Source organism: Rhodanobacter sp. FW021-MT20 (genome assembly GCF_041107475.1).
Classification (GTDB): Bacteria; Pseudomonadota; Gammaproteobacteria; order Xanthomonadales; family Rhodanobacteraceae; genus Rhodanobacter_A; species Rhodanobacter_A glycinis.
On the sequence record NZ_JBGBPX010000007.1, the window covers coordinates 107794 to 132955 of the forward strand.

At 64.8% G+C, this 25162-nt stretch carries 21 protein-coding genes, 1 pseudogene and 1 riboswitch; of the genes and pseudogenes, 5 read left to right on the top strand and 17 right to left on the bottom strand.

Translation table 11 applies throughout. The features are described 5' to 3' along the window. Positions 1–68 precede the first annotated feature (68 nt). The 8 genes from galU to cmk form a co-directional block, all read right to left on the bottom strand. A complete protein-coding gene (gene galU / locus AB7849_RS09810; RefSeq protein WP_008212843.1) occupies positions 69–941 on the bottom strand; it encodes a UTP--glucose-1-phosphate uridylyltransferase GalU in 873 nt (290 codons plus the stop codon). Further along, the gene (locus AB7849_RS09815) at positions 938–2836 is read right to left on the bottom strand and encodes a polysaccharide biosynthesis protein (protein ID WP_008212841.1); all 1899 of its coding nucleotides are present in this window, start codon (positions 2834–2836) and stop codon (positions 938–940) included. Before AB7849_RS09815 ends, galU begins: the two co-directional genes overlap by 4 nt. Beyond that, positions 2823–3854 carry an MraY family glycosyltransferase gene (locus tag AB7849_RS09820; RefSeq protein ID WP_037100447.1) on the bottom strand — a complete coding sequence of 344 codons (1032 nt, stop codon included), beginning with the start codon at positions 3852–3854 and terminating at the stop codon, positions 2823–2825. Before AB7849_RS09820 ends, AB7849_RS09815 begins: the two co-directional genes overlap by 14 nt. Before the next feature lie 7 nt (positions 3855–3861). After that, a complete protein-coding gene (gene lapB / locus AB7849_RS09825) occupies positions 3862–5034 on the bottom strand; it encodes a lipopolysaccharide assembly protein LapB (RefSeq protein WP_008212838.1) in 1173 nt (390 codons plus the stop codon). Further along, positions 5031–5291, bottom strand: a complete 261-nt coding sequence (locus AB7849_RS09830) for a LapA family protein (protein WP_008212836.1) — start codon at positions 5289–5291, stop codon at positions 5031–5033. The genes lapB and AB7849_RS09830 overlap by 4 nt, the downstream gene beginning before the upstream one ends. Positions 5292–5432: 141 nt before the next feature. Continuing rightward, on the bottom strand, positions 5433–5732 hold the full coding sequence (locus tag AB7849_RS09835) for an integration host factor subunit beta (RefSeq protein WP_008212834.1): 300 nt from the start codon (positions 5730–5732) through the stop codon (positions 5433–5435). A gap of 68 nt (positions 5733–5800) precedes the next feature. Further along, positions 5801–7477, bottom strand: coding sequence for a 30S ribosomal protein S1 (gene rpsA, locus AB7849_RS09840; RefSeq protein ID WP_369501017.1), 1677 nt, complete (start codon positions 7475–7477; stop codon positions 5801–5803). A 175-nt stretch (positions 7478–7652) separates the two neighbouring features. Further along, complete coding sequence (gene cmk, locus AB7849_RS09845; protein WP_008212832.1) at positions 7653–8333, bottom strand: (d)CMP kinase; 681 nt, start codon at positions 8331–8333, stop codon at positions 7653–7655. A gap of 102 nt (positions 8334–8435) precedes the next feature. On the opposite strand from cmk, the gene AB7849_RS09850 reads away from it, so the two are divergent. The 4 genes from AB7849_RS09850 (at position 8436) to ykgO (ending at position 12402) form a co-directional block, all read left to right on the top strand. Beyond that, the gene (locus AB7849_RS09850) at positions 8436–8699 is read left to right on the top strand and encodes an acyl-CoA-binding protein (RefSeq protein ID WP_008212831.1); all 264 of its coding nucleotides are present in this window, start codon (positions 8436–8438) and stop codon (positions 8697–8699) included. 211 nt (positions 8700–8910) lie between these two features. Then, positions 8911–10929 (top strand): NADPH-dependent 2,4-dienoyl-CoA reductase, encoded by a 2019-nt coding sequence (locus tag AB7849_RS09855; RefSeq protein ID WP_008212830.1) that lies wholly within the window; start codon positions 8911–8913, stop codon positions 10927–10929. Between the two features lie 288 nt (positions 10930–11217). After that, entirely contained in the window at positions 11218–12147 is a 930-nt protein-coding gene (locus tag AB7849_RS09860; RefSeq protein ID WP_369501018.1) for a LysR substrate-binding domain-containing protein, read from the top strand. Positions 12148–12276: 129 nt separating this feature from the next. After that, a complete protein-coding gene (gene ykgO / locus AB7849_RS09865) occupies positions 12277–12402 on the top strand; it encodes a type B 50S ribosomal protein L36 (RefSeq protein WP_008215056.1) in 126 nt (41 codons plus the stop codon). Between the two features lie 131 nt (positions 12403–12533). On the opposite strand, the gene greA is transcribed toward ykgO, so the two are convergent. Genes greA through carA form a run of 3 tightly spaced genes read right to left on the bottom strand, consistent with a single transcriptional unit; the run spans position 12534 to position 17363 of the window. Continuing rightward, positions 12534–13010, bottom strand: coding sequence for a transcription elongation factor GreA (gene greA, locus AB7849_RS09870; protein ID WP_008215047.1), 477 nt, complete (start codon positions 13008–13010; stop codon positions 12534–12536). Next, positions 13007–16234, bottom strand: a complete 3228-nt coding sequence (gene carB / locus AB7849_RS09875; protein ID WP_369501019.1) for a carbamoyl-phosphate synthase large subunit — start codon at positions 16232–16234, stop codon at positions 13007–13009. Before carB ends, greA begins: the two co-directional genes overlap by 4 nt. Position 16235: 1 nt before the next feature. After that, the gene (gene carA / locus AB7849_RS09880) at positions 16236–17363 is read right to left on the bottom strand and encodes a glutamine-hydrolyzing carbamoyl-phosphate synthase small subunit (protein WP_092700758.1); all 1128 of its coding nucleotides are present in this window, start codon (positions 17361–17363) and stop codon (positions 16236–16238) included. Positions 17364–17600: 237 nt separating this feature from the next. On the opposite strand from carA, the pseudogene AB7849_RS09885 reads away from it, so the two are divergent. Continuing rightward, positions 17601–18296: pseudogene (locus AB7849_RS09885) on the top strand (2OG-Fe(II) oxygenase). Positions 18297–18308: 12 nt separating this feature from the next. Here the strand turns inward: AB7849_RS09885 and AB7849_RS09890 are convergent. The 6 genes from AB7849_RS09890 to dnaK all read right to left on the bottom strand — a co-directional run bounded on the left by AB7849_RS09890 (position 18309) and on the right by dnaK (position 25118). Continuing rightward, a complete protein-coding gene (locus tag AB7849_RS09890) occupies positions 18309–19310 on the bottom strand; it encodes a sodium:calcium antiporter (protein WP_008216708.1) in 1002 nt (333 codons plus the stop codon). A gap of 67 nt (positions 19311–19377) precedes the next feature. Then, a riboswitch (yybP-ykoY riboswitch) is annotated at positions 19378–19547 on the bottom strand. Between the two features lie 44 nt (positions 19548–19591). Further along, positions 19592–20506 carry a pyridoxal kinase gene (pdxY, locus tag AB7849_RS09895; protein ID WP_369501020.1) on the bottom strand — a complete coding sequence of 305 codons (915 nt, stop codon included), beginning with the start codon at positions 20504–20506 and terminating at the stop codon, positions 19592–19594. 34 nt (positions 20507–20540) lie between these two features. Continuing rightward, positions 20541–21338: a 4-hydroxy-tetrahydrodipicolinate reductase gene (gene dapB / locus AB7849_RS09900; protein ID WP_008216703.1), complete on the bottom strand. Its 798-nt coding sequence runs from the start codon at positions 21336–21338 to the stop codon at positions 20541–20543. An 85-nt stretch (positions 21339–21423) separates the two neighbouring features. Then, complete coding sequence (gene dnaJ / locus AB7849_RS09905; protein ID WP_008216700.1) at positions 21424–22551, bottom strand: molecular chaperone DnaJ; 1128 nt, start codon at positions 22549–22551, stop codon at positions 21424–21426. Beyond that, positions 22551–23126: a TMEM175 family protein gene (locus AB7849_RS09910; RefSeq protein ID WP_008216698.1), complete on the bottom strand. Its 576-nt coding sequence runs from the start codon at positions 23124–23126 to the stop codon at positions 22551–22553. Before AB7849_RS09910 ends, dnaJ begins: the two co-directional genes overlap by 1 nt. 69 nt (positions 23127–23195) lie before the next feature. Then, the gene (gene dnaK / locus AB7849_RS09915) at positions 23196–25118 is read right to left on the bottom strand and encodes a molecular chaperone DnaK (RefSeq protein WP_008216697.1); all 1923 of its coding nucleotides are present in this window, start codon (positions 25116–25118) and stop codon (positions 23196–23198) included. Between the last annotated feature and the right edge of the window lie 44 nt (positions 25119–25162).

Genomic DNA, 25162 nt, shown 5'->3' on the forward strand with positions numbered 1-25162 from the left:
CCATCGCGCCACCGAATCCGGCGAGCCTGCCGGGTGGCACACAACGCCACCCGAGGCGGGTCGTCAGCTCAGAGCTGGCTGACGAACTCGCGCACAGTCGGCGCCAGGGCCGGATCCTGCATCGCCATGTGCATGGTGGCGCGCACCAGGCCAGCCTTGTTGCCGCAATCGAAGCGCGTGCCCTCGAAGCGATAGGCCAGCACCTTGCCCTGTTCCTTCAGCAAGGCTTCGATGGCATCGGTCAGCTGGATCTCGCCGCCGGCGCCCGGCGTGGTTTGTTCGAGCAACTGGAAGATGCGACCGGGCAATACGTAACGGCCCACCACCGCGAGGTTGGACGGCGCGTCGGCCGGCTTCGGCTTTTCCACCATGAAACGGATGCGTGCGCTGCGTTCGTCGATGCGTTCCGCGTCGACGATGCCGTACTTGTCGGTCTGGTCGTGCGGCACCTCTTCCACCGCGATCACGCCAGCCTGTTCGGCGTCGCCCAGCTCGGCCATCTGGCGCAGGGCGCCATGGCCCTTGTTCCAGATCAGGTCATCGGGAAGCACCACGCCGAATGGTTCGTCACCCACCACCGGTTTGGCGCACAGCACCGCATGGCCGAGGCCAAGTGCCTCCGGCTGGGTCACGAAGATGGCGCGCACGTTGCGCGGCAAGGTGCCCTGCACCAACGCCAGCAATTCGTCCTTGCCCTTTTTTTCCAGTTTCGCTTCCAGCTCATAGGCCTTGTCGAAATAATCGGCAATGGCGTGCTTGTAGCGATTGGTGACGAAAATCAATGTGTCGGCGCCGGCATCCACCGCCTCGTCCACGGCGTACTGGATCAGCGGCCGATCCAGCACCGGCAACATTTCCTTGGCCACCACCTTGGTGGCCGGCAGGAAGCGCGTGCCGAGACCGGCTACCGGGAACACCACCTTGCGCAACGGTTTGCTCACACACTTTCTCCTGATTCATGACGGCGCATCGAGATCACGTTGTCCGGCTGCACCGCATCGCTCCAGCGGAACGAGGGCAGCAGGCCGGATACGCATTGCCGCAAATGGTCTTCATCGAATTCCACGACCGCCTCGGCGGCCTTGGCAAACTGCACCTGCAGCAACTCCCACGACACCTGGCGATGCTGCGCCAGAAAGATCTTGGCGTGCCGCGTCGCGGTGTAGTTTTCCAGCGGGTGGAACAGTTCCTCGAACAGTTTTTCGCCGGAGCGCAAACCGGTGTAGACGATCGGGATCTCGCTGCCGGGCTTCTTGCCGGCGAGGCGGATCATCTGCTCGGCCAGGTCGCGGATCTTGATCGGCTCGCCCATGTCCAGCGCGAAGATCTCGCCGCCCTCGCCCAGCGTCGCGGCCTGCAGGATCAACTGGCTGGCCTCGGGGATGGTCATGAAATAGCGCGAGATTTCCGGATGGGTGATGGTGACCGGGCCACCACCGCGAATCTGTTCGCGGAACAGCGGAACCACCGAGCCGGCCGAATCGAGCACGTTGCCGAAGCGCACGGTAATGAAGCGCGTGGCCGAATGCGCATTGAGATTCTGGCACCAGATTTCGGCGATGCGCTTGCAGGCGCCCATCACGCTGGTCGGGTTGACGGCCTTGTCGGTGGAAATCAGCACGAAGCATTCCACGCCGTAGCGATCGGACAGGTCAGCCACGATGCGCGTGCCCAGCACGTTGTTGCGGAAACCGGCACGCAGTTGCCCTTGCAGCATCGGCACATGCTTGTAGGCCGCCGCGTGGAACACTACCTGCGGCTTGGTTTCGGCGAACAATCGGCGCATCGCCACCTCGTCGCCGCAATCGGCGAGGATCCCGTTGAAGATCATTTCCGGGTAGGCAGCGCGCAATTCACGCCCGATCTTGTACAGGTTGTACTCGCTGCGCTCGACCACGGTGAGCGAATGCGCGCCCAGTCGCGCCACCTGACGGCACAGTTCCGAACCGATCGAGCCACCACCCCCGGTCACCAGCACGCGGCGCCCGGTCAGGGTTTCGCGAATGGCCGTCCAGTCCAGTTCGACCGTATCCCGGCCGAGCAGGTCCTCGATGGCCACTTCCTTGATCTCGTTGAACTGCGCGCGCCCGGCGACGACGTCTTCCAGCTTGGGCACGGTGCGATAAGGCAGGCCTGTGCCGTCGCACAGTTCGACCACGCGCCGCACGTCGGCAGGACTGGCCGCAGGCAAGGCAATCAGCAGCATTTGCACGGCTGCCTCGCGCGCCACGTCGGGCAATTGCTCCAGCGAGCCCAGTACCGGGCAGCCGTTGATGCGGGCACCGCGCAGGCTGGGTCGATCATCCACGAAACCGACCACCGCGTAGCGGGCGTCACGCTGCAGGTCCCGCAACAGGGCCTCGCCTGCGCTTTCCGCCCCCAGGATCAGCACGCGCTGCCCTCCCTGGTTCGGGAACAAGGCCAGACGGCTATCCTTCCATACGCGATAGGCCACGCGCGGGGTACCCAGGCACATCGCCAGCACGAACGGATACAGCAGCAGCACCGAACGCGGCACGCCATCCAGGCGGTTGTAGACGAACAGGGCGAGATAGATGGCAATCGCGCCCAGCACCGCGGCGCGCAGGATGTTCCACAGGTCCGGCAGGCTGGCGAAGCGCCACACGCCCTTGTAGAGGCCGGTCCAGGCAAAGATCAGCCCCTGCACCGCCAGCACCACCGGAAATTCCAGTTGGGCGAAGCCGATCTGCAGCGAGGGATCCAGCGCGTAGCGAAGTTCCTTCGCCGCCCACCACGCCAGCGCTGTCATCAGAAGGTCGTGCGCAATGATGGCGACACGAGGGTGGACGATGCCGATGGTTTTACGGAGCGACATGACGAGCCTTGTGCAGATTGCGCCGCAAGAGTCGGCGTTTCAGCGCCAGCCATGTTGCTGCCGCAGCCAGGTAGGCCACGACGCAGAACGGCAACGCCATCCCTGGGACAAACAGGGAAGCTGCCGCCAACGGCAACGCTACCAGGAGATTCCATCCCAGATAACGCGCAACACCCCCTGTATGCGAACAGCCCTTTCTCACCATCCACTGATAAAGGTGTTCGCGGTGCGCACTATACCAGCGGCGTCGACGTTGCATCCGGCTCAACAAGGTTAGACTGGCGTCTGCGACAAAGGCTGAACAGAGAATCAAGGCCGGCCAGAGCAAACGGGGCTCGATCCGCCACAGCATGGCGATCAGCATGAACAGCAGCAAACCGAGGCTACCGCTTCCCGCATCGCCCATGAAAATGCGGGCCGGCGAAACGTTGTAGCGCCAGAAGCCGAGACAGGCCGCTGCCGTACAGGCACATGCCGCACACAAGGCCGGCTGTCCGACCAGCCATGCGATGACGCCCAGCCCGCTGGCCACGAAGATGCCCTGCTGCGCCAGCAGGCCATCGATGCCGTCCATGAAATTGTGCAGGTTGACGCTCCAGGCCCCGGCCAGGATCAACAGCGCCCACCACCCCCATGACAGACCGCTGGCCAGCAGCAGGCCCGAAAACAGCGCGGCGGCAATCAACTGGATGCCAAATCGCGGCAGGATCGGCAGCGAATGATGGTCGTCCAGCCAGCCGACCAGGGCCACCAGCGCAAAGGCCACGGCCAGCCCGATGACCACCGTCACGGGCCATGCCTGGGGTAGCAGATACAGACTTGCCGGCACCGTCACCAGCACGGCAGCCACGATGCCGACGCCCCCGCCACGCGGCGTGGGCACGGTGTGCGAGCGACGATAGCCCGGCTGATCAAGCATGCCGCGACGATGCGCATAACCGATGGCCGCGCGCACCACGCCAGCCGACAGCAGCAGCGATGCCAGCACCATCCCTATCGCCAGCACGAAAGGTGACATCAGCGCCTCACTCGTTGGCAACGCCGTGGATCGGGCGGATCGTGCTCCAGTTCTTGCAGCTCGGGCACTGCCAGTGATGTGCCTTGGCGCCGAAGCCGCAACGGCTGCAGCGGTACATCGCCTGCCCTTCCAGAAGCTTGCGCGTCAGGTCGCGCAGGATCAGGAAGTTCTCGCGCGCCTCGCCCTGGATCTTGTCCATGGTGGCATCGATCAAGGCCATCAGGCCGCGCACCGAAGGCCGCTGGCGCAACTGCGAGGTCAGGAATTCGATGGCCGGCTTCTCGCCATCGCGCTGCTGGTACAGCCGGGTCAGTGCCAGTACCGGGGAAATACCGTTGTAGCGGGCCAGGATGTCGCAAAGGAACCGTTCCGCACGCTCCATCTGGCCGGAGCGTGCATAGCCATCCAGCAACGGTGGAAGGATTTCCGGGACGAAGGCGATGTCGGCGTTCACCGCTTGCTCGTAGGCATCCACGGCGTCGGCCTGGCGGCCCTCATCCATATACAGGCGGCCGGTGAGCATGAAGGCGCGCACGCACTCGGGTTGACACTCGAACGCCTGCTTCAGGTACTCGCGCGCATCGGCTCGTGCCCCATGCTGGCGCGATTGCTCGGCCAGTTCGCAATAGAACTGGGCGATGGTGGTCGACTCGTCCTCGCCGGCCATCGCCTCCAGCCGACGCGCATGCTCGATCGCCTTGTGCCAGTCCCGCTCGTGCTGGTAGATCGCAATCAGGTGACGCAAGGCCGACGGCGCGTGCGCATTCATCGCCACCAGGTCGGAGAACAGTGTTTCGGCGCGATCGAGCAGGCCCGCACGCATGTAGTCTTCGCCCAGTTCGAGCAGGGCTACCGTCTTCATCGCCTCGGTCAGGCCGGGGCGCGACACCAGGTGCTGGTGCAGGCGGATGGCACGATCGACTTCGCCGCGACGGCGAAACAGGTTACCCAATGCCAGATGCGTTTCGACGGTATCGCGGTTGTATTCGGCCAGGCGCAGGAAGACTTCGATGGCCTTGTCCTGCTCCTCGTTGAGCAGATAGTTCAGGCCGCGGAAATAGTCCGAAGACAGCTCGCTCACGCGCGCTCCCGAGCGCCGCGCACCGGCCCGGCGCGCCGTCCACCAGCCGCTGATGAAGGCCGCGGGAATCAGCAGGGCCAACAGGTAGATCGGAGTCATGCGTCAGCCGACGCCTTGGGATCGCGCTTGCGCGCCTGCAGCCGGCGTTGCCGGCGGTGTTTCGACGACACGCCCAGCCATGCGGTCAGGCCGCCCAGCAGCCAGCCGATGACGAGTGCGCCAAGCAGCGCCGCGCCCTTGGGCAACTGCAACCGGGCGAAGCCCAGGTCGTAGTTCACCAGGTCGGCGTTGAGCGCACCCAGCACCACCCCAGCGGCAATGAAAAGCAGAAGGATGAGGATCACGATCGGTCGCATCGGATGACTTTAACCGATTGCCGTCGAACGGCACAGGCACTGCCAGCTTCCGATGGGTGGCCATTCACGATCTTCAGGCAAAAAAGAAGGCAGGACCGGCTTGTCGCCGCCTGCCTCGTTTCGTCTGGCTGGAACAGGCCCTTAGTCGGCCGTCTGCTCCAGGTGCATGTTCACGCGTTCGCGCAGTTCCTTGCCCGGCTTGAAATGCGGCACATGCTTGCCGGGCAGCGCCACGGCTTCGCCCGTTTTGGGATTGCGTCCCATGCGCGGTGGCCGGTAATGCAGGGCGAAGCTGCCAAAGCCGCGTACTTCGATGCGTTCACCATGCGCCAAAGCGTGGCTCATCTGCTCGATCACGCTCTTGACCGCCAGCTCGACATCGCCAAACGCAAGATGGGTCTGGCGCCGTGCCAGCGCCTCGATCAGTTCGGATTTGGTCATGGGTCCCCAATGTCCGTGACATGAAACGGCATGGGGCGGCGCAACACCGCCCCATGCCAGGCATGGCCTTAGTCAGCCTTGTTGAGCTGTTCCTGCAGCAGTGCACCAAGCTTGGTGGTGGCACCGCCATTGGCGGAACCATACTCGGCCATGGCGTCCTGCACGTCGGCCTCGTCCTTGGCGCGGATCGAGAGCGCCAGCTGGCGACCCTTGCGATCCATGCCGGTGAACTTGGCCTCGACCTTGTCGCCCACCTTCAGATGCTGGGTGGCATCCTCGATACGCTCCTTGGCGATATCGTTGGCGCGCAGGTAACCCTCCACGCCCTCGCCCAGGTCGATCACTGCACCCTTCGCATCGACTTCCTTGACGGTGCCGTTGACGATCGTGCCGCGCGGATTGGCTGCCATGAACTGACCGAACGGATCCTGCTCCATCTGCTTGATGCCGAGGGAGATGCGCTCGCGCTCCGGATCCACCGCCAGCACCACGGCCTCGATCTCGTCGCCCTTCTTGAAGTTGCGCACGAGGTCTTCGCCGGACACCTGCCAGGAGATGTCGGACAGGTGCACCAGACCGTCGATGCCGCCGTCCAGGCCGATGAAGATGCCGAAGTCGGTGATCGACTTGATCTGACCGGAGACCTTGTCGTTCTTCTTGTGCATGGCGGCGAACGCTTCCCACGGATTGGAACGCGTCTGCTTGATGCCCAGCGAGATGCGACGACGCTCTTCGTCCACGTCCAGCACCATCACTTCGGTCTCGTCGCCGACCTGAACCACCTTGGCCGGGTTGACGTTCTTGTTGGTCCAGTCCATCTCGGACACGTGCACCAGGCCTTCCACGCCCGGCTCGATCTCGACGAAGCAGCCGTAATCGGTGACGTTGGAAACCTTGCCGAAGATGCGGCTGCTGACCGGGTAACGACGCGAGATGTTCACCCACGGATCGTCGCCCAGCTGCTTCAGGCCCAGCGAAACGCGGTTGCGCTCGCGGTCGAACTTCAGCACGCGCACGTCCAGCTCATCGCCGACGTTGACCACTTCGGACGGGTGACGCACACGCTTCCACGCCATGTCGGTGATGTGCAGCAGGCCGTCGATGCCGCCCAGGTCCACGAATGCGCCGTAATCGGTGAGGTTCTTGACCACACCCTTGACGACGGCACCCTCGACCAGGCGCTCAAGCAGCTTCTCGCGCTCCTCGGAGAACTCGGTCTCGACGACGGCGCGGCGGCTGACCACCACGTTGTTGCGCTTGCGGTCCAGCTTGATGATCTTGAACTCGAGTTCCTTGCCCTCGAGGTACACCGGGTCGCGCACCGGGCGCACATCCACCAGCGAACCGGGCAGGAACGCGCGAACGTCCTTGATGTCGACGGTGAAGCCGCCCTTGACCTTGCCGGAAATCATGCCGGTGACGGTCTCTTCCTTGTCGAAGCCGTCTTCCAGAGTGTCCCACACCATGGAACGCTTGGCCTTCTCGCGGGAGAGCTTGGTCTCGCCGAAGCCGTCTTCCAGGGCATCGAGGGCAACCTTCACCTCGTCGCCCACCTGCACTTCCAACTCGCCCTTCTCGTCCTTGAACTGCTCGATCGGGACGATGCCTTCGCTCTTCAGGCCCGCATTGATGACGACGACGTCGTTGCGGATCTCCACCACGATGCCGGTGACGATGGCGCCGGGCTTGAGCTTGGCGATGGCGCTCTGGCTCTGTTCAAACAGTTCGGCAAAACTTTCAGTCATGTTGATTCCAGAATGAGAAAAGACCGTCTCCCCGAATGCACGCTGTTCGATTGGCGCGTGCAGGCGGAACGGCCCACCGGTTGTGGGTGTCTCGGAAAATCCCTTGGCGGGAAGCCCCTCGGCACCGTTGACCAAAACCCCCGCCGTGGCAGGGGCGCGAAACCGCCGTGCATCGTTACCGCTGCACGACGGCGAGAACCTTGGCGACCACCTCCGCGATGGGCATGCCGGTGGTGTCCACCAGAACTGCATCCGCGGCGGGCTTGAGCGGCGCGACCGTCCGTGATGCATCACGGCTGTCACGCGCTTCAATTTCGCGCTGAAGGCCGCCAAGTGTAACCGTGAGTCCCTTTTCCTTCAACTGCTTATAGCGTCTTTTCGCCCGCTCGGCGGCGCTGGCGGTGAGAAACACCTTGAACGACGCATCGGGGAAGATCACGGTGCCCATGTCGCGCCCGTCAGCCACCAGCCCGGGCTGCTTGCGAAAACCCAGCTGAAGCTCCACAAGTGCCTGACGCACCGAGGGAATCGAGGCAATCGCGGAGGCTGCCGCAGCGCCGGTTTCGGTGCGCAATTCGTCGGTGGCGTCATGCCCGTTGACCAGCACCCGCGTATCGCCTCCGTCAGCGGCTGCGTGGAAGCGGATTTTCGTGGCCAGCGCGCAACGCGTCACCGCCTCGGCGTCGGACAGGTCCAGCCCGGCGGCCCCGGCGGCATAACCGACCGCGCGATACAGCGCGCCGGAATCCAGCAACCGCCAGCCGAGTTGTTCGGCCACCAGCCGGCTCACGGTCCCCTTGCCTGATCCCGAGGGTCCGTCGATGGTCAGTACCGGGGCGGACGGGTTCGGGCTCATGCGGGCTCCAGTCAAATCGAAAGAGTCTGCTATCTTAACCCGCTGTCTCGACCGGAGGCGCGCATGGCCTCGCCTGCCTGACCCATCTGCTGGTTCCCTACGTTGCCCACGAACGATCTCCAGCGCGAATTCGAGCAGGCGGCCATCGACGTCAAGCGTCTCGGCGAGCGTCCCGACAACGACACCCTGCTCAAGCTCTATGCGCTGTACAAGCAGGGCGCGGAGGGCGATGCCTGCCAGGAGCGCCCCGGCTTCTTCGATTTCGTCGGTACCGCCAAGCACGAGGCATGGGCCACGCTGCGCGGCATGCCGGCCGATCAAGCCATGCGCCGCTATATCGACCTGGTACGACAACTGCTGGCCTGAACGCCACCTTCGCGTCGACTTCAACATCCACGCCCAGGTATCTGATCGAACGAAACATTTCCGGCACGGTCAGCGGCCGGGCACCGCGCCCTGCGGACAACATTCCCGTGCACCGCCTTGAGCTGCCGGATCCACGGCGGACGATACGGGGTGCTTGCTTTTGTCCCGGCACCCCGGCACATTCATACGATCGTTTGAACACGGTCACGCCATGAGCTACCCGCATCTGTTCGCCCCGCTCGACCTGGGCCACGTCACCCTGCCCAATCGCATCCTGATGGGCTCGATGCACACCGGCCTGGAAGACAAGGCCGGCGATTTCGACAAGCTGGCGGCGTACTTCGCCGAGCGCGCGCGCGGCGGCGTGGGGCTGATGGTCACCGGCGGCATTGCACCGAGCATCCAGGGCTGGCTGAAACCGTTCGGCGGACGCCTCACTCTGCCCTGGCACAAGCCACGCCATCGCAAGCTCACCGATGCCGTGCATGCCGAAGGCGGTCGCATCTGCATGCAGATCCTGCACGCCGGCCGCTACGGCTACCACCCGCTGTCGGTGGCGCCATCGAAACTGAAGTCGCCGATCACGCCATTTACCCCGCGTGCGCTGTCCGCGCGCGGCGTGGAGCGCACCATCGACGATTTCGCGCGCTGCGCGAAACTGGCCCGCGAGGCCGGCTACGACGGCGTCGAGGTGATGGGTTCGGAGGGTTACCTGATCAACCAGTTCATCGCCGCGCGCACCAACCAGCGCAACGATGCCTGGGGTGGCGACGCCGCACGACGGATGCGCTTTGCCACCGAAATCGTGCGGCGCACGCGTGAAGCGGTCGGCCGCGACTTCATCATCATTTACCGCCTGTCGATGCTGGACCTGGTCGAGGGCGGCCAGGACTGGGCGGAAATCGTCACCCTGGCCAAGGCCATCGAGGCGGCCGGCGCCAGCATCATCAACACCGGCATCGGCTGGCATGAGGCCCGCATCCCCACCATCGTCACCAGCGTGCCGCGCGCCGGTTTCGCGTGGGTGACGAAGAAACTCAAGGGCGAAGTGGGGATCCCGCTGGTCGCCACCAACCGCATCAACATGCCCGAGGTGGCCGAATCCGTCCTGGCCGGCGGCGAAGCCGACATGGTGTCGATGGCGCGCCCGCTGCTGGCCGACCCGAACTGGGCGAACAAGGCGCGCAACGACCGCGCCGACCGCATCAACACCTGCATCGCCTGCAACCAGGCGTGTCTCGACCACGTGTTCCAGAACAAGCGCGCCAGCTGTCTGGTCAACCCGCGCGCCTGTCATGAAACCGAGCTGACCATCACCCCGGCGACCACGCGCAAACGCATCGCCGTGGTCGGCGCCGGCCCGGCCGGCATGGCTTGCGCGGCCACACTGGCCGAACGCGGACACACGGTCAGCCTGATCGATCGCGCCAACGACATCGGCGGCCAGTTCAACTACGCCAAGCGGATTCCGGGCAAGGAAGAATTCCACGAGACCTTGCGCTACTTCCGCCATCAACTGGCCGATACCGGGGTGGAACTGCGCCTCGGCCAGACGGCCACGATGGAGTCCCTGCGCGAAGGCGGCTACGACGAGGTGGTGATCGCCACCGGCATCACCCCGCGGGTGGTGCAATTCCCGGGCAGCGATGATCCGCGCGTGCTGAGTTATCTCGACGTGCTGGCGCATGACCGTCCCGTGGGCGCCCGCGTGGCGATCATCGGGGCCGGCGGCATCGGCTTCGACGTGGCCGAGTTCCTGGTCGAACGCGCGCCTTCACCCACCACCGACATCCCGCGCTGGGCCCGCGAATGGGGCGTGGACATGCAACTGACCCACCGCGCCGGCCTGCAACCGGCCGCGCCGGAATCGCCAGCGCGCGAGATCTGGCTGCTGCAGCGCAGTGAAGGCCGCCCCGGCGCCCGGCTCAACAAGACCACCGGCTGGGTCCACCGCGCCACGCTCAAGCACAAGGGCGTCACCATGCTCGGTGGCATCGGCTACCAGCGTTTCGATGACGAAGGCCTGCACATCACGGTCGACGGCAAGCCGCAGGTGCTGCCGGTCGACAATCTGGTGATCTGTGCCGGACAGGAACCGAACCGCGCGCTGGCCAACGCACTCGCGGCGGCAGGCATCCCCGCGCATGTCATCGGCGGAGCCGACGTGGCGGCCGAGTTGGACGCCAAACGCGCCATTGCGCAAGGCACGCGGCTGGCCAGCCAGCTCTGACTTTGCCCTGCCCATGACGAGAAGTGCGGCCATGGATGGTCGCCCGTCTGGCTTTCACCATTCACGGACGAAGGCACGAATACAGCCAAAATAAGGCGCCCCGCGAGCGACGCGTCAGTATCGGCTCATGGGGAGAGAAACCGATACCGCATGAGTAGCGTCGCTGCGGGGCGAGGGTCAGCGCCACCCGGGGGGAGGGGGGTAGGTGGCGCGACAGGGCCTACTTTATGATCGACGCAATACAGAATCAAATATATATTTAGATCGATACTTATACGATATCCATATATGTTTGATTTCCGCCAACTGCGCTATTTCATCGCCGTCGCCGAGGAGCTGAGTTTCACCCGGGCCGCGCAGCGCCTGCACATCTCGCAGCCACCATTATCGCAGCAGATCCAGTCGCTCGAACAGGACCTGGGCGTGCGCCTGCTGGAGCGCAACAAACGCAACGTCGCCCTGACCGAGCCCGGCCAGCTGTTCCTGGAGCAGGCCCGGCAAATCCTGCTGCAGGCAGACGAGGCCCGCCACCTGGTGAGCGAGGCTGCCGCCGGCTTCAGCGGCCAGCTGCGGCTGGCCTATACCGTATCGGTGTCGTTCCACCCCGCCCTGCCACAGGCGCTGCTGCGCTTCGGCCGCAATGCGCCGAACGTGCGCATGCAGCTCAGCGAGATGTATACCGAGCCACAATTTTCCGCCCTGCGTGCCGGGCAGATCGACGTCGGCTTCGTGCGCAACGAGCCGGCCCACGAAGCCGACGCCCGGGCCTTGCGGCTGGAGGTGATCGATCGCGAGCCGCTGCTGCTGGCGCTGCCATCCGGGCATCCACTGGCCACCCGTCGGCGCCTGCGCATGAGCGACGTGGCTGGACAACCCTTCGTGGCCCAGCCTCGCGAGCTGGCGGCCACGCTGTACGACCGGCTGGTGCAACTGGCCGCCAAGTCCGACTTCCACCCGCAGATCCGTCAGCATGCCCAGCAATTGACCGGCTTGCTCGCCCTGGTTTCGGCCGGCATCGGACTGGCCCTGGTCCCGACCACGATGCGCGCGGTACGGCTGGCCGGGGTCAGCTATGTGCCGCTGCAGGAACCCGATGCCCATTTGCTGCTGGCCGTGGCCAGTCGCATCGACGATCCGTCACCGGTACTGGCGCAATTCCTGTCGACCGTGGCCGACCTGAAAGCCGCGCGCGGCGTACCGGTAATCGCGCCCGGCTGAGACCGGCGAAGTGCTTCGGCCGGCCCCTGCCGTGGTCGAAATCGGGTGCCACGCGCGGACTTGTGGCAAGCCCTTGGAATAGCTATAATTCCGTGCTTGATTTTTCCCTATTGGTATCAGGAGCTGGCCGTGAAGGTGCTTTCCTCTTTGAAGTCCGCCAAACAGCGGCATCGCGACTGCAAGGTTGTGCGCCGTCGTGGCAAGGTGTTCGTGATCTGCAAGAGCAACCCGCGCTTCAAGGCGCGCCAGCGCTAAGCGCCGGCTGCCGACCTGTCGCGAAAAAAAGGGCCGCATCGCGGCCCTTTTTTTATGGTTGCCGATTTGCGTCCGCTGCCTCTGCACGGACGCACCGGCTGGAAGGGTTTCCCCTTCCAGCCGGTCGTGCTTCACTCGTAACGCACGCCGGTGATCTCGTAGTGCTTCACCCCGTTGGGCGCGGTGAATTCGAAGCTGTCGCCCTCGCTCTTGCCGATCAGCGCACGGGCGATCGGCGACGACACCGCGATGAGGCGCTGCTTGATGTCGGCCTCCAGGTCGCCCACGATCTGATAGGTCACCGCAGCGCCCGTGTCCTCGTCCTCAAGGTCAACGGTGGCACCGAATACCACCTTGGTGCCGGCATTGAGACGGGTCACGTCGATCACTTCGGCGGTGGACAAACCCGCCTCCAGTTCCGCGATGCGACCTTCGTTGAACCCGTGCTGCTCGCGCGCGGCGTGGTACTCGGCGTTTTCCTTCAGATCGCCGTGCGCCCGCGCCTCGGCCACCGCGGCGATGATGCGCGGCCGCTCGACCGACTTCAGACGCTCCAGTTCGATGCGCAAACGCTCCGAACCAGCCTTGGTGATGGGGGCTCGGCTCATGGGCTCAGCTCCTTGTGCAGTTCCTGCAGGCTGTGCACGTCCTCGCTGCCATGGAAATCCAGCGAATGGACCAGCGCACGTGCGCCCGCGACGGTGGTGGAATAGGTAACGCGACGCTGCAGCGCCTCGCGACGGATCGAGAACGAGTCGGCAATCGCCTGCTTGCCCTCGGTGGTGTTGACGATATAGACGATATCGCCATTCTTGATCATGTCGACAATGTGCGGACGCCCTTCCAGCACCTTGTTGACGCGCTCGCAGACCACGCCATGGCTGGTCAGATAGGCCGCAGTGCCCGCGGTCGCCACCAGGCTGAAGCCGCGCGAGACCACGTCCTTCGCTACCGGCAACAGGTGGTCCTTGTCGGCATCGCGCACCGACACGAACACCTTGCCCTGCTGCGGCGTCACGATGCCGGCGGCATCGTGACCACGCGCAAATGCGGCACCGAAACTGCGGCCCACGCCCATCACCTCGCCAGTCGAACGCATTTCGGGCCCGAGGATCGGGTCGACGTTCTGGAACTTCAGGAACGGGAAGATGGCTTCCTTGACCGAGTAGTACGAGGGAATCACTTCCCGCGTGGTGCCCTGCTCCGCCAGGGTCATGCCGGCCATGGCGCGGGCGGCGATCTTGGCCAGCGGCATGCCGGTGGCCTTGGACACGAACGGCACCGTGCGCGAAGCACGCGGGTTCACCTCGAGGATGTACACCGTGTCGCCCTGGATGGCGAACTGGGTGTTCATCAGGCCGATGACCTTCAGTTCCCGCGCCATCACGGTGACCTGGCGACGCATTTCGTCCTGCACCTCGGCGGACAGCGAATACGGCGGCAGCGAGCAGGACGAATCGCCCGAGTGCACGCCGGCCTCCTCGATGTGCTCCATGATGCCGCCGATCAGCACCTTGCCGTCGGTGTCGGCGATGATGTCCACGTCCACCTCGACCGCGTGGTCGAGGAAACGGTCGAGCAGCACTGGGGAATCGTTCGACACCTGCACCGCCTCGCGGATGTAGCGCGAAAGATCGGCGTCGTCATAGACCACTTCCATCGCGCGGCCTCCCAGCACGTAGCTGGGGCGCACCACCAGCGGATAGCCGATCTCGCGAGCCAGCGCCAGCGCCTCGTCGGCGTTGCGCGCGGTACGGTTCGGCGGTTGGCGCAGGCCCAGCTTCTCGATCATTTGCTGGAAGCGTTCGCGATCCTCGGCCAGGTCGATCGAGTCGGGCGAGGTGCCGATGATCGGAACCCCGGCCGCTTCCAGCGCGCGCGCCAGTTTCAGCGGGGTCTGGCCGCCGTACTGCACGATCACGCCCTTCGGCTTCTCCAGCGCGACGATCTCCAGCACGTCTTCCAGCGTCAGCGGCTCGAAGTACAGGCGGTCGGAGGTGTCGTAGTCGGTGGACACGGTTTCCGGGTTGCAATTGACCATGATGGTCTCGAACCCGTCCTCGCGCAGCGCCAACGCGGCATGCACGCAGCAATAGTCGAACTCGATGCCCTGGCCGATGCGATTCGGGCCACCACCCAGCACGATGATCTTCTCGCGATCGCTGGGGTCCGCCTCGCACTCTTCCTCGTAGGTCGAGTACATGTAGGCCGTGGTGGTGGCGAACTCGGCCGCGCAGGAATCCACGCGCTTGTACACCGGGCGCACGCCCAGCGTATGGCGCACGTGACGCAGCGCGGCCTCGTCGGTGCCGACCAGCTCGGCCAGACGCGCATCGGCGAAGCCCATGCGCTTGAGCTCGCGCATGCGCGGCTCATCGAGTGCGGTGAGACCCTGCTCGCTCACCTCGTTCTCGGTGAGCACGATGTCCTCGAATGCGGCAAGGAACCATGGATCAACGCGGCTGAGTTCGTGCACGTCTTCCAGCGAAAGCCCTGCGCGGAACGCATCGGCCAGGTGGAACACGCGATCGGGGCGCGGCTCGCGCAGCTCACGCTTGAGCGTGGCAAGGCCTTCGGCCGTGGTCAGGTCCAGGCCGGTCGGATTGAGTCCGGTCTTGCCGATCTCCAGCCCGCGCAGCGCCTTCTGCAGCGACTCGGTGAAGCTGCGGCCGATCGCCATCACTTCGCCCACCGATTTCATCTGGGTGGTGAGGCGGGCGTCGGCGCGCGGGAATTTCTCGAACGCAAAGCGCGGAATCTTGGTGACCACGTAATCGATGGTCGGCTCGAACGAGGCCGGGGTCAGGCCGCCGGTAATGTCGTTCTTCAATTCATCCAGGGTGTAACCCACCGCCAGCTTGGCCGCGATCTTGGCGATCGGGAAGCCGGTGGCCTTCGACGCCAGCGCCGAGGAGCGCGACACGCGCGGGTTCATCTCGATCACCACCACGCGACCGTCCGCGGGGTTGATGCCGAACTGCACGTTGGAGCCGCCGGTGTCCACGCCGATCTTGCGCAGCACCGCGATGGAGGCATCGCGCAGGCGCTGGTATTCCTTGTCGGTCAGGGTCTGCGCCGGTGCCACGGTGATCGAATCGCCGGTGTGCACGCCCATCGGGTCGAGGTTCTCGATGGCGCAGATGATGATGCAGTTGTCCGCCGTGTCGCGGACCACTTCCATCTCGAACTCCTTCCAGCCCAGCACCGATTCGTCGATCAGCACTTCGTGCGTCGGCGAGAGCTCGAGACCGCGCTTGACGATGGCCTCGAACTCCTCGACGTTGTAGGCGATGCCACCACCCGAACCACCCAACGTGAAGCTGGGTCGCACGATGGCCGGAAAACCGAGCTCCGCCTGGATTTCCACCGCATGCTCGTAGCTCTTGGCAACGCCCGACCGCGGGCTTTCCAGGCCGATCTCGCTCATCGCCTGCTTGAACAGTTCGCGGTCCTCGGCCATGCGGATGGCCTCGCGCTTGGCGCCGATCAGCTCGACGTTGTACTTGTCCAGCACGCCGTGGTCAGCCAGGTCGAGCGCGCAATTCAGCGCCGTCTGGCCGCCCATCGTGGGCAGCACCGCATCGGGTTTTTCCTTGGCGATGATGCGCTCCACCGTCTGCCAGTTGATCGGCTCGATGTAGACCGCATCGGCGGTATTCGGATCGGTCATGATGGTGGCGGGGTTGGAGTTCACCAGGATCACCCGGTACCCCTCTTCCTTCAGCGCCTTGCATGCCTGTGCGCCGGAGTAATCGAACTCGCAGGCCTGGCCGATCACGATCGGGCCGGCACCAATGATGAGGACACTCTTGATATCGGTACGCTTGGCCATCTCAGCGGGCCTCCTGCATCAGTTGGGCAAACCGGTCAAACAGGTAACCGATGTCGTGGGGGCCGGGCGAAGCCTCCGGGTGACCCTGGAAGCAGAACGCCGGACGGTCGGTCAGGGCAAACCCTTGCAGCGAGCCGTCGAACAGCGAGTTGTGAGTCACCCGCACGTTGGCCGGCAGCGTCGCCGGGTCCACCGCAAAGCCGTGGTTCTGGCTGGTGATCAGCACACGGCCGTCGTCCAGATCCTTCACCGGATGGTTGGCACCGTGGTGACCGAACTTCATCTTCAGCGTCTTCGCGCCCAGCGCGAGGCCCATGATCTGGTGGCCCAGACAGATGCCGAACAACGGAATCTTCGCCTCCAGGAACGTCTTGGTGGCGGCGATGGCGTAATCGCAGGCCGCCGGATCACCGGGACCGTTGGAGAGGAACACGCCGTCGGGCTTCATCGCCAGCACCTCGGTGGCCGGCGTCTGCGCCGGTACCACGGTGATGTCGCAGCCCTGCTCGGCCAACAGGCGCAGGATGTTCCGCTTCACGCCGAAGTCGTAGGCCACGACCTTGAATCGCCGCGCCGGCTGGCTGAATGTCGTCTTGTCGAGGTTATACACGCCTTCGTTCCACGCATAGGTCCGGGCGGTGGTGACGACCTTGGCCAGATCCATGCCGTTGAGCCCGGGGAAGGCGCGCGCCTTGGCCAGTGCCGCCTCGGCATCCACCTGCTCGCCCGCCAGGATGCAGCCGGCCAACGCGCCCTTGTCGCGCAGGATGCGGGTCAACCGACGGGTGTCGATGCCGGCGATAGCCACGATGCCGTGGCGCTTCAGGTAATCGGGCAGGCTTTCGGAGCTGCGCCAGTTGCTGGCTCGACGCGGCACGTCGCGCACGATCAGGCCGGCGGCCTGAACCGTTTCGGACTCGACATCCTCGGCGTTGCAGCCAGTGTTGCCGATATGGGGATAGGTCAGGGTGACAAGCTGTCGGGAGTACGAGGGATCGGTAAGGATCTCCTGATAGCCCGTCATCGCTGTGTTGAACACCACCTCACCGGTGGTTTCGCCAGTCGCGCCCACGGCGTGACCGTGGAACACGCTGCCGTCTTCTAGAGCAAGCAGAGCGGGAATGGGCATGGGATGGGCCGCCTTTTTTCGGATACAGCAAGATCCGCAAGCCGCAGGAAGCAGGCTTGAGGATCTCGGTTATGAGAGTTCTCGGGCGGGTCGAAATGATAGGCCCGGACGGCCATTCTGTCCACCGTGACGAACACTCTGCTGCAATGAACGGCGGTTCACGCGAAATATCCCGCCGTCATCCACTCTGCACGTCGCACACGTTAAACTGGAGCATCATTGCCCCGCACGATATCCATGAACGCCACTGCCCTGCTTGACCCTGCCCGTCTCGATCGTTCGGATACGCATGTCGCAGAGTAACCCTTCCCGTTCATGATTGCCCATGGGCAGCTTCCCGACGAGGCGCGCAGCGACCTGGATCGCGATTTCCCCCGCTACACCAGCGCCGGTTTCTTCCCCTACGACCCGGCCGATTGCGGCGCCACGATCAACACCCTGGTCGATCGATTGACCTCGCCGGAGTTCGCCAGCGCGGTGGGGCGTCGCCTGGGTATCGCCGACCTTGGGCAATACCCCACGCTGGTCACCTTGTGCCGGCTGCTCAACCGCCGCCACGGCACCATCCACACCGACAGCAAGTCCAAGGTGGCCACCGCCCTGCTCTACCTGAATGCACAATGGCCGGACACCAGCGAAGGCTGCCTGCGCTTCCTCAACCGCATCGACGATATCGACGACATCGTCGCGCCCGAGCTGACGCCTTTGTACGGCGAGTTCGCCATCTTCAAGCGCTGCGACAACTCGTTCCACGGCCACCTGCCCTATGAAGGCGAGCGCCGTGTGATCCAGGTGGCATGGCTGACCAGCGAGGAAGAAAAACTGCGCAAGACCAAGCGCGGCAATTTCTCGCGCTCCTTCAAGAAGCTCTTCGGCAAGCTGGACGCCCGTCTCGGCGCCGGCCGCGACCGCAACGCGTCGCACCGCGACTGACCGGACGGCCGTCTACCCGACGGCATGCCAGCACACGAACGCCGCAAACACCCCGTACAACAGCCCCACCGGCATGATTCGGCGCGCATCGACACAGCCGCGCCGGAACAGCCACCACAGGTAGATGATGGCCATGGTGGTGATGGCACCGGCCACGATCAGCGGCGCATCGAACAACCATGGCGTGGCGAAGATTGCCAGTGCGCTGGGAACGGTAGCCTGGATCATCATCGCACCGGAAATGTTGGCCAGAGCCAGCCGCTCCTTGCCCTGGCGCACCCAGATCAGCGCATTCACCGTTTCCGGCAGCTCGGTGGCCACCGGGCTGAGCAGCAACGCGACCAAGTGCGCCGGCAAGTGCAGGGCCAGCCCGATGACGTCGAGCTGCGCCACGAAGACACGCGAGGCCACCGCAATCACCAGCAACGCCAGCGTGGCCTGCAGCAATACGCGCGCCATGGAAGGGTCGATGGCACGCGGCTGGAATTTCAGCGGCTCCAGCGCTTCTTCCTCCGGCGCGGTATCGCCATGCCGGATCTCGCGCCATACGTACGCCGCATAGGCGGCAAGAAACAGCACGCCCAGCCATGGCTTCAACGCGAACGCGAACAGGCCCAACGCACATTTCGCCACGAAGATGGCAAGAAACCATGACTGGTCGCGCGCCAGCCGGCGGTGGTCCACGCGAACCTGTGCGTCCGGGCGCCCCAATCGGCGGCGATTCATCCACAAGGCCACGCCGACCACGGCATAGGCGATCGTGGCCAGTACCAGCGGCCCGCCCAGTGCGGCACCCACGCCGATGTCGCGTGCCTGCGGCGTGCGACCAAAGATCACCGCGACAAAAGTCACCGCGCTCTCCGGCAACGCCGTGCCGAAGGCGGCCAATACCGTGCCGGTGGCGGTCGCTCCCAGGGCGAGCTTGCGTCCCAGCCATTCGACGCTGTTGACGAAATACTCGCAGGCGGCATAGATCGCGCCGGCGGACAGCAGGAACAGCAAGGTGGTGAGCATGCACAGGATCCGGGCCGGGCGAGCGGAATACCGATGGCGCGGCGACGCCGCTCGCCCGGCCAGGGGTGAGCACGTCGCGGCCAAAGGTCTCGCCGGGCACGTTCGCCGGAGATTCCGACGACGGCCATCCGCACCATGGGGCATCACCCCAAGTCTGTTGACGCGGATTCCTCTGGATTGACGAGCCGTCAGGCCCGTCGGGAGCGAGGATGGCTACTCCCCAATGACAAACGCTGGCATGGTAGCCGGACGTACACGCCACCGGCAAGCCGCCGTGGACGTCAGTCGACGCAGATGGCGGGGAAACGCGGGGCGAGCGGTGTCGAATCCGGCGTCGCGGCCAGCACGTCCAGTTCTTCGCACTGTGCGGCCAGCGTGGCTTCCAGTGCCGCGTGCACACCGGCAACCGCATGCTCCAGTGCTTGCGGCATGGCCAGGCCCCGCAACAGGCCCGCCACCAGCAAGGCCGTGAGCACGTCGCCGGTACCGGCCACGTCGATCGGCAGTTCCGGCGAGGCGATGCACCAGGCTTCGTCGCGGCCCACGGCAAGCGTCAGCAATTCACCCGGTGCACCGCGAAGACTGTGGGTGACGACCCAGACCGGGCCGCGCGCGAGCAGCTCGCGTGCCGCGGCCAAGCCATCGGCAGCCGCCGTCGTGGCCGGCAAGCCGCTGAGCCGTCCCAACTCGAATGCGTTCGGCGTAAGCAGCCACGCCTTTGGCAACAGCCGCTCGCGGAATACGGCTTCCAGCTCCGGTTCCACGTAGGCACCGGTATGCGTGTCGCCAATCACCGGATCGAGGCAGAACCTGAGCTGTGGGGTCTCGGGGCGTATCGCGTCGAGCCAGTCGGCCAGCACGTGGCCGTTGTCCGCGCTGCCGAGATAGCCGGAAACCAGCATCCGTGCACGCGTGTGCAGGCCACGCTCGCGCACACCGAGCAGCAGATCGGCCAGCCAATCAGCCGGAAGCACGCGCCCGCGCGTCGTGGCATAGAACGGCGCATTGCTGAGCACGGTGGTCGGCACCTCGGCCACGCGCAGACCGAGTCGCAACAGTGGCGGAACGGCCGCGCTGTTGCCGGCGTGGCCGTACACCAGCTGCGACTGCACCGAGATGATGTCCACCGGCATCGGGCCGTCGGGGCGCTGACGACGGCCGTGGAGGAGATGCGGGTCGAGTGAAGTCGAATTCATGGCTGGCGAAAGCCGCTGGGTCGATGCGACGGAATCAACGTGCGCTGCGCTCGGCCAGCATCATGTCGAGATCGTAGGCACCCGGCGATTTGCCGGCGAGCCAGTGCGCCGCTTCCAGTGCCCCGCGCGCGAAGATGGAACGATCGGTGGCGCGGTGTCCCAGCTCCACCCGCTCGCCCTGCCCGATCAGCAGCGCCTGGTGTTCTCCCACGATGTCGCCACCACGGACCACGGAAAAACCGATTTCGCCGTGTCGGCGTGCACCCGTGCGGCCTTCGCGGGCATACACCGCGTCACGCTCAAGCGTGGTCCCGCGCGCGGCGGCAGCCACTTCACCCAGCGCCAGCGCCGTGCCCGAGGGGGCGTCCTCCTTGCGACCGTGATGGGCTTCGACAATCTCCAGGTCCCAGTCACGCAGCGCGGCGGATGCTTCGCGCAACAGCCGGCTGAGTACCGCCACGCCCAGGCTGAAATTGGCCGCACGCAGCAACGGAATGCGCGTGGCAGCCATAGCCAGGCGCTGGGTAAGCGCCGCATCCAGGCCGGTCGTGCCGGTCACCAAAGCCACACCACGTTCAAGACAGCAATCGAGTGCGGCCGCGAGGCCATCCGGACCACTGAAGTCGACCACCACATCCAGCGCGGGCGCCTCGCGCCAGTCATGCGCGTAATGTAGCGACGTACCCGGCAGCGGGGCACCGTCGTGTTCCGAGCCGGGGGCGACCACGGCGCGCGCCAACTCGAAGCGATGATCCACCCGCACCCGCTGCAGCAACTCGTGCCCCATGCGGCCGGAGGCACCATTGATGGCAAGGCGAAGGCTGGAGGTCATGGCCGGTTTCCCGTGAAAACAGCAGCGTAACGCGTCGCCGGACAAGACGCACGAGCAGCGGCAAAAAGAAGGCTAAACGGCCGGATCAGGAAACCTGCGAGGTCACCCGCGACCAGAACTGCTTGACGCCATCGACCCAAGTCTTGGCCCGCGGCATATGCTTCTCCGCCGCCCCACCGGCAAAGGTGGTCTCCAGTTGCTCGAACAGTTCGCGCTGCTGCTTGGTCAAACGCACCGGCGTTTCCACCACCACGCGGCAAATCAGGTCACCGGTGCGCCCGTTGCGTACCGATTTGACGCCACGACCGCGCAAGCGGAACTGCTGGCCAGTCTGCGTCTCGGGCGGAATCGTGATGGGTACTTCGCCGTCCAGCGTCGGCACTGGCAATTCGGCACCCAGCGCAGCCTGCGAGAAGCGGATCGGCAACTCGCAATGCAGATCATTGCCCTCACGCTGGAAGATCTTGTGCTCGCGCACGTGCACTTCCACATAGAGGTCACCCGCCGGTGCGCCGGCGGGACCGGCCTCGCCCTGGCCGGTGAGACGAATGCGGTCGCCGTTGTCCACGCCCTCGGGGATGCGCACCGACAATGTGCGCCGCTCTTCCAGCCGGCCTTCACCATGGCAGGGCTTGCACGGTTTCTCGATGACCTTGCCGGCGCCGCCGCACTGCGGACACGCCTGCTGGATCGAAAAAATGCCGTTCTGCATGCGCACGCGACCGTGGCCGTTGCACGTCTTGCAGGTGACGGTCTTGCCATCCGCCGAACCGGTGCCGTTGCAGTGGTGGCAGTTCACCTGGGTGGGGATCTCGATCTTCTGCTCGGTGCCGAACACGGCCTCCTCGAGATCCAGCTCCATGATGTAGCGCAGGTCGGAACCACGCCGCTGGCGCCCCCGGCCACCACCGAAAATATCGCCGAAAATGTCACCGAAAATGTCACCCACGTCGCCGAAGCCACCGGCACGACCACCGCCCATGCCGCCTTCGAAAGCGTCATGGCCGTACTGGTCGTACATCGAGCGCTTCTGCGCATCGGACAACACTTCGTAGGCTTCCTTGGCCTCCTTGAACTTGTCCTGCGCCGCCGGATCGTCGGGGCAACGGTCCGGGTGGTACTTCATCGCCAGCCGGCGAAAGGACTTTTTCAGCTCGACCTCGGTGACCGTGCGCTCGACACCCAGGACTTCGTAGTAATCACGCTTGCTCATCATTTGATCCGCGACTCGATGCGTTGATCGGGGATGAACCAGATCGCTGCCACCGAGGCATAAAGGAAACACGATATCCACGGCGCCACAAACGCCAGCAGGATACCCAACAGATACATGGCGGCGGCGAGCCAGCCTTTCCAGTCCGCACCCACCGCCTGCGCCAGCAACGAATCACAGCCACCATTGGCCGTGATCAGGCTGCGCTGCAGTGGCTGCCAGGCCAATGCGCACATCAGCAGCACGCCACCGTACACCGCCACCGGCAATCCAGCGAAATGGTTTTCGCCCATCCAGCCGGTAGCCACCGGCATCAGCGACAACCAGAACAGCAAGTGCAGGTTGGCCCACAGCACCTTGCCATTGATCCGCTCGGCGACATGCAGAAAGTGGTGATGGTTGTTCCAGTAGATGCCAACGTACACGAAACTGAGCACGTAGCTGAGGAATACCGGCCATTGTGCGGCCAGCACTTCCCAACTGCTGCCATGAGGCACCTTCAGCTCCAGCACCATGATGGTGATGATGATGGCGAGCACGCCATCGCTGAAGGCTTCGAGCCTGCCTTTCCCCATGCCGTCTCCCCTACTCCCTGCATGACAACGGCCCGCGTGCCTTGGCGAGGCACGCGGGCCGTGACGTCATTACTTCTTCTCGTCGTCCTTGACCTCGGTGAACTCGGCGTCCACCACGTCGTCAGGCTGCGCCGAACCGCCGCCCGGAGCCGCCTGCGGGCCGGCATCGGCACCGCCGGCCTGGGCCGCGGCATACAGCGCCTGCGCCACCTGTTCCAGCTTTTCGACCTTCGACTCGATCGCGGCTTTGTCCTCGCCGTCCTTCACCTTCTCCAGGTCAGACAGCGCACCCTCGATCGTGCTGAGTTGATCGGCCGGCACCTTGCCGCCGTGTTCCTTCAGCGCGCTGCGGGTGGCGTGCACCAGCTGATCGGCCTTGTTGCGGGTGGCCACCAGCTCCTGGAACTTCTTGTCCTCTTCCTTGTTCGCTTCGGCGTCGGCAACCATCCGCTGGATCTCGTCGTCGGACAGACCCGAGCCGGCCTTGATCTCGATCTTCTGCTCCTTGCCGGTCTTCTTGTCCTTGGCCGACACGTGCAGGATGCCGTTGGCGTCGATATCGAAGGTGACCTCGATCTGCGGCATGCCGCGCGGCGCCGGATCGATGCCCTGCAGGTCGAACTTGCCCAGCGACTTGTTCGCGCTGGCACGATCGCGCTCGCCCTGCAGCACGTGCACGGTCACCGCGGTCTGGTTGTCGTCGGCGGTCGAGAACGTCTGCGAGGCCTTGGTCGGCACCGTGGTGTTCTTCTCGATCAGCTTGGTCATCACGCCGCCCATGGTCTCGATGCCCAGCGACAGCGGGGTCACGTCGAGCAGCAGCACGTCCTTGACCGAACCACCCAGCACGCCCCCCTGAATCGCGGCACCCACGGCCACGGCTTCATCCGGGTTGACGTCCTTGCGCGGTTCCTTGCCGAAGAAGTCCTTCACCGCTTCCTGCACCTTGGGCATGCGGGTCTGGCCACCGACGAGGATCACCTCGTTGATGTCGGACACACGCAGGCCGGCGTCGTTCAGCGCGGTGCGGCACGGATCGATGGTGCGCTTGACCAGCTCTTCCACCAGCGCTTCCAGCTTGGCACGGGTGAGCTTGATGTTCAGATGCTTCGGACCGGAAGCGTCGGCCGTCACGTACGGCAGGTTCACTTCGGTCTGGTGGCTGGAGGACAGTTCGATCTTGGCGCGCTCGGCAGCGTCCTTCAGGCGCTGCAGCGCGAGCGGATCCTTGCGCAGGTCGATGCCCTGGTCCTTGTTGAACTCGTCGACCAGGTAGTCGATGACGCGCATGTCGAAATCTTCGCCGCCGAGGAAGGTGTCGCCATTGGTGGCCAGCACCTCGAACTGCTTCTCGCCGTCAACTTCGGCGATCTCGATGATCGACACGTCGAAGGTACCGCCGCCCAGGTCGTACACGGCGATCTTGCGGTCACCGCCGTTCTTGTCCAGACCATAGGCCAACGCGGCCGCGGTCGGCTCGTTGATGATGCGCTTCACTTCCAGCCCGGCGATCTTGCCGGCGTCCTTGGTCGCCTGGCGCTGGCTGTCGTTGAAGTACGCGGGCACCGTGATCACGGCCTCGGTGATCGTCTCGCCCAGGTAATCCTCGGCGGTCTTCTTCATCTTCATCAGCACCTTGGCGGCGATTTCCTGCGGCGCCATCTTCTTGCCGTCGGAGGTCTGCACCCACGCATCGCCGTTCTCATGCGCGACGATGCCGTAGGGCACGATGTGCAGGTCTTTCTGCACCTCGGCATCGGTGAACTTGCGGCCGATCAGGCGCTTCACCGCGTAGAAGGTGTTCTTGGGATTGGTCACGCTCTGGCGCTTGGCCGGCGCGCCGACCAGCACTTCGCCGTCCTTGCTGAACGCCACGATCGACGGCGTGGTGCGATCGCCTTCCGAATTCTCGATGACCTTGGTGGTGCTGCCGTCCATCACGGATACGCAGGAGTTGGTCGTACCCAGATCGATACCGATGATCTTGCCCATAGTTTTCATGCTCCAGATGCTTGGTGCGGCCCCCGCGGCCGCGA

Bases quoted from the DNA above. Each gene is read 5' to 3' on its own strand.
- AB7849_RS09815 (WP_008212841.1), bottom strand. From the start codon at position 2,836: ATGTCGCTCCGTAAAACCATCGGCATCGTCCACCCTCGTGTCGCCATC.
- AB7849_RS09820 (WP_037100447.1), bottom strand. From the start codon at position 3,854: ATGTCACCTTTCGTGCTGGCGATAGGGATGGTGCTGGCATCGCTGCTG.
- lapB (WP_008212838.1), bottom strand. From the start codon at position 5,034: ATGACTCCGATCTACCTGTTGGCCCTGCTGATTCCCGCGGCCTTCATC.
- AB7849_RS09830 (WP_008212836.1), bottom strand. From the start codon at position 5,291: ATGCGACCGATCGTGATCCTCATCCTTCTGCTTTTCATTGCCGCTGGG.
- AB7849_RS09835 (WP_008212834.1), bottom strand. From the start codon at position 5,732: ATGACCAAATCCGAACTGATCGAGGCGCTGGCACGGCGCCAGACCCAT.
- rpsA (WP_369501017.1), bottom strand. From the start codon at position 7,477: ATGACTGAAAGTTTTGCCGAACTGTTTGAACAGAGCCAGAGCGCCATC.
- cmk (WP_008212832.1), bottom strand. From the start codon at position 8,333: ATGAGCCCGAACCCGTCCGCCCCGGTACTGACCATCGACGGACCCTCG.
- AB7849_RS09855 (WP_008212830.1), top strand. From the start codon at position 8,911: ATGAGCTACCCGCATCTGTTCGCCCCGCTCGACCTGGGCCACGTCACC.
- AB7849_RS09860 (WP_369501018.1), top strand. From the start codon at position 11,218: ATGTTTGATTTCCGCCAACTGCGCTATTTCATCGCCGTCGCCGAGGAG.
- greA (WP_008215047.1), bottom strand. From the start codon at position 13,010: ATGAGCCGAGCCCCCATCACCAAGGCTGGTTCGGAGCGTTTGCGCATC.
- carB (WP_369501019.1), bottom strand. From the start codon at position 16,234: ATGGCCAAGCGTACCGATATCAAGAGTGTCCTCATCATTGGTGCCGGC.
- carA (WP_092700758.1), bottom strand. From the start codon at position 17,363: ATGCCCATTCCCGCTCTGCTTGCTCTAGAAGACGGCAGCGTGTTCCAC.
- AB7849_RS09890 (WP_008216708.1), bottom strand. From the start codon at position 19,310: ATGCTCACCACCTTGCTGTTCCTGCTGTCCGCCGGCGCGATCTATGCC.
- pdxY (WP_369501020.1), bottom strand. From the start codon at position 20,506: ATGAATTCGACTTCACTCGACCCGCATCTCCTCCACGGCCGTCGTCAG.
- dapB (WP_008216703.1), bottom strand. From the start codon at position 21,338: ATGACCTCCAGCCTTCGCCTTGCCATCAATGGTGCCTCCGGCCGCATG.
- dnaJ (WP_008216700.1), bottom strand. From the start codon at position 22,551: ATGAGCAAGCGTGATTACTACGAAGTCCTGGGTGTCGAGCGCACGGTC.
- AB7849_RS09910 (WP_008216698.1), bottom strand. From the start codon at position 23,126: ATGGGGAAAGGCAGGCTCGAAGCCTTCAGCGATGGCGTGCTCGCCATC.
- dnaK (WP_008216697.1), bottom strand. From the start codon at position 25,118: ATGGGCAAGATCATCGGTATCGATCTGGGTACGACCAACTCCTGCGTA.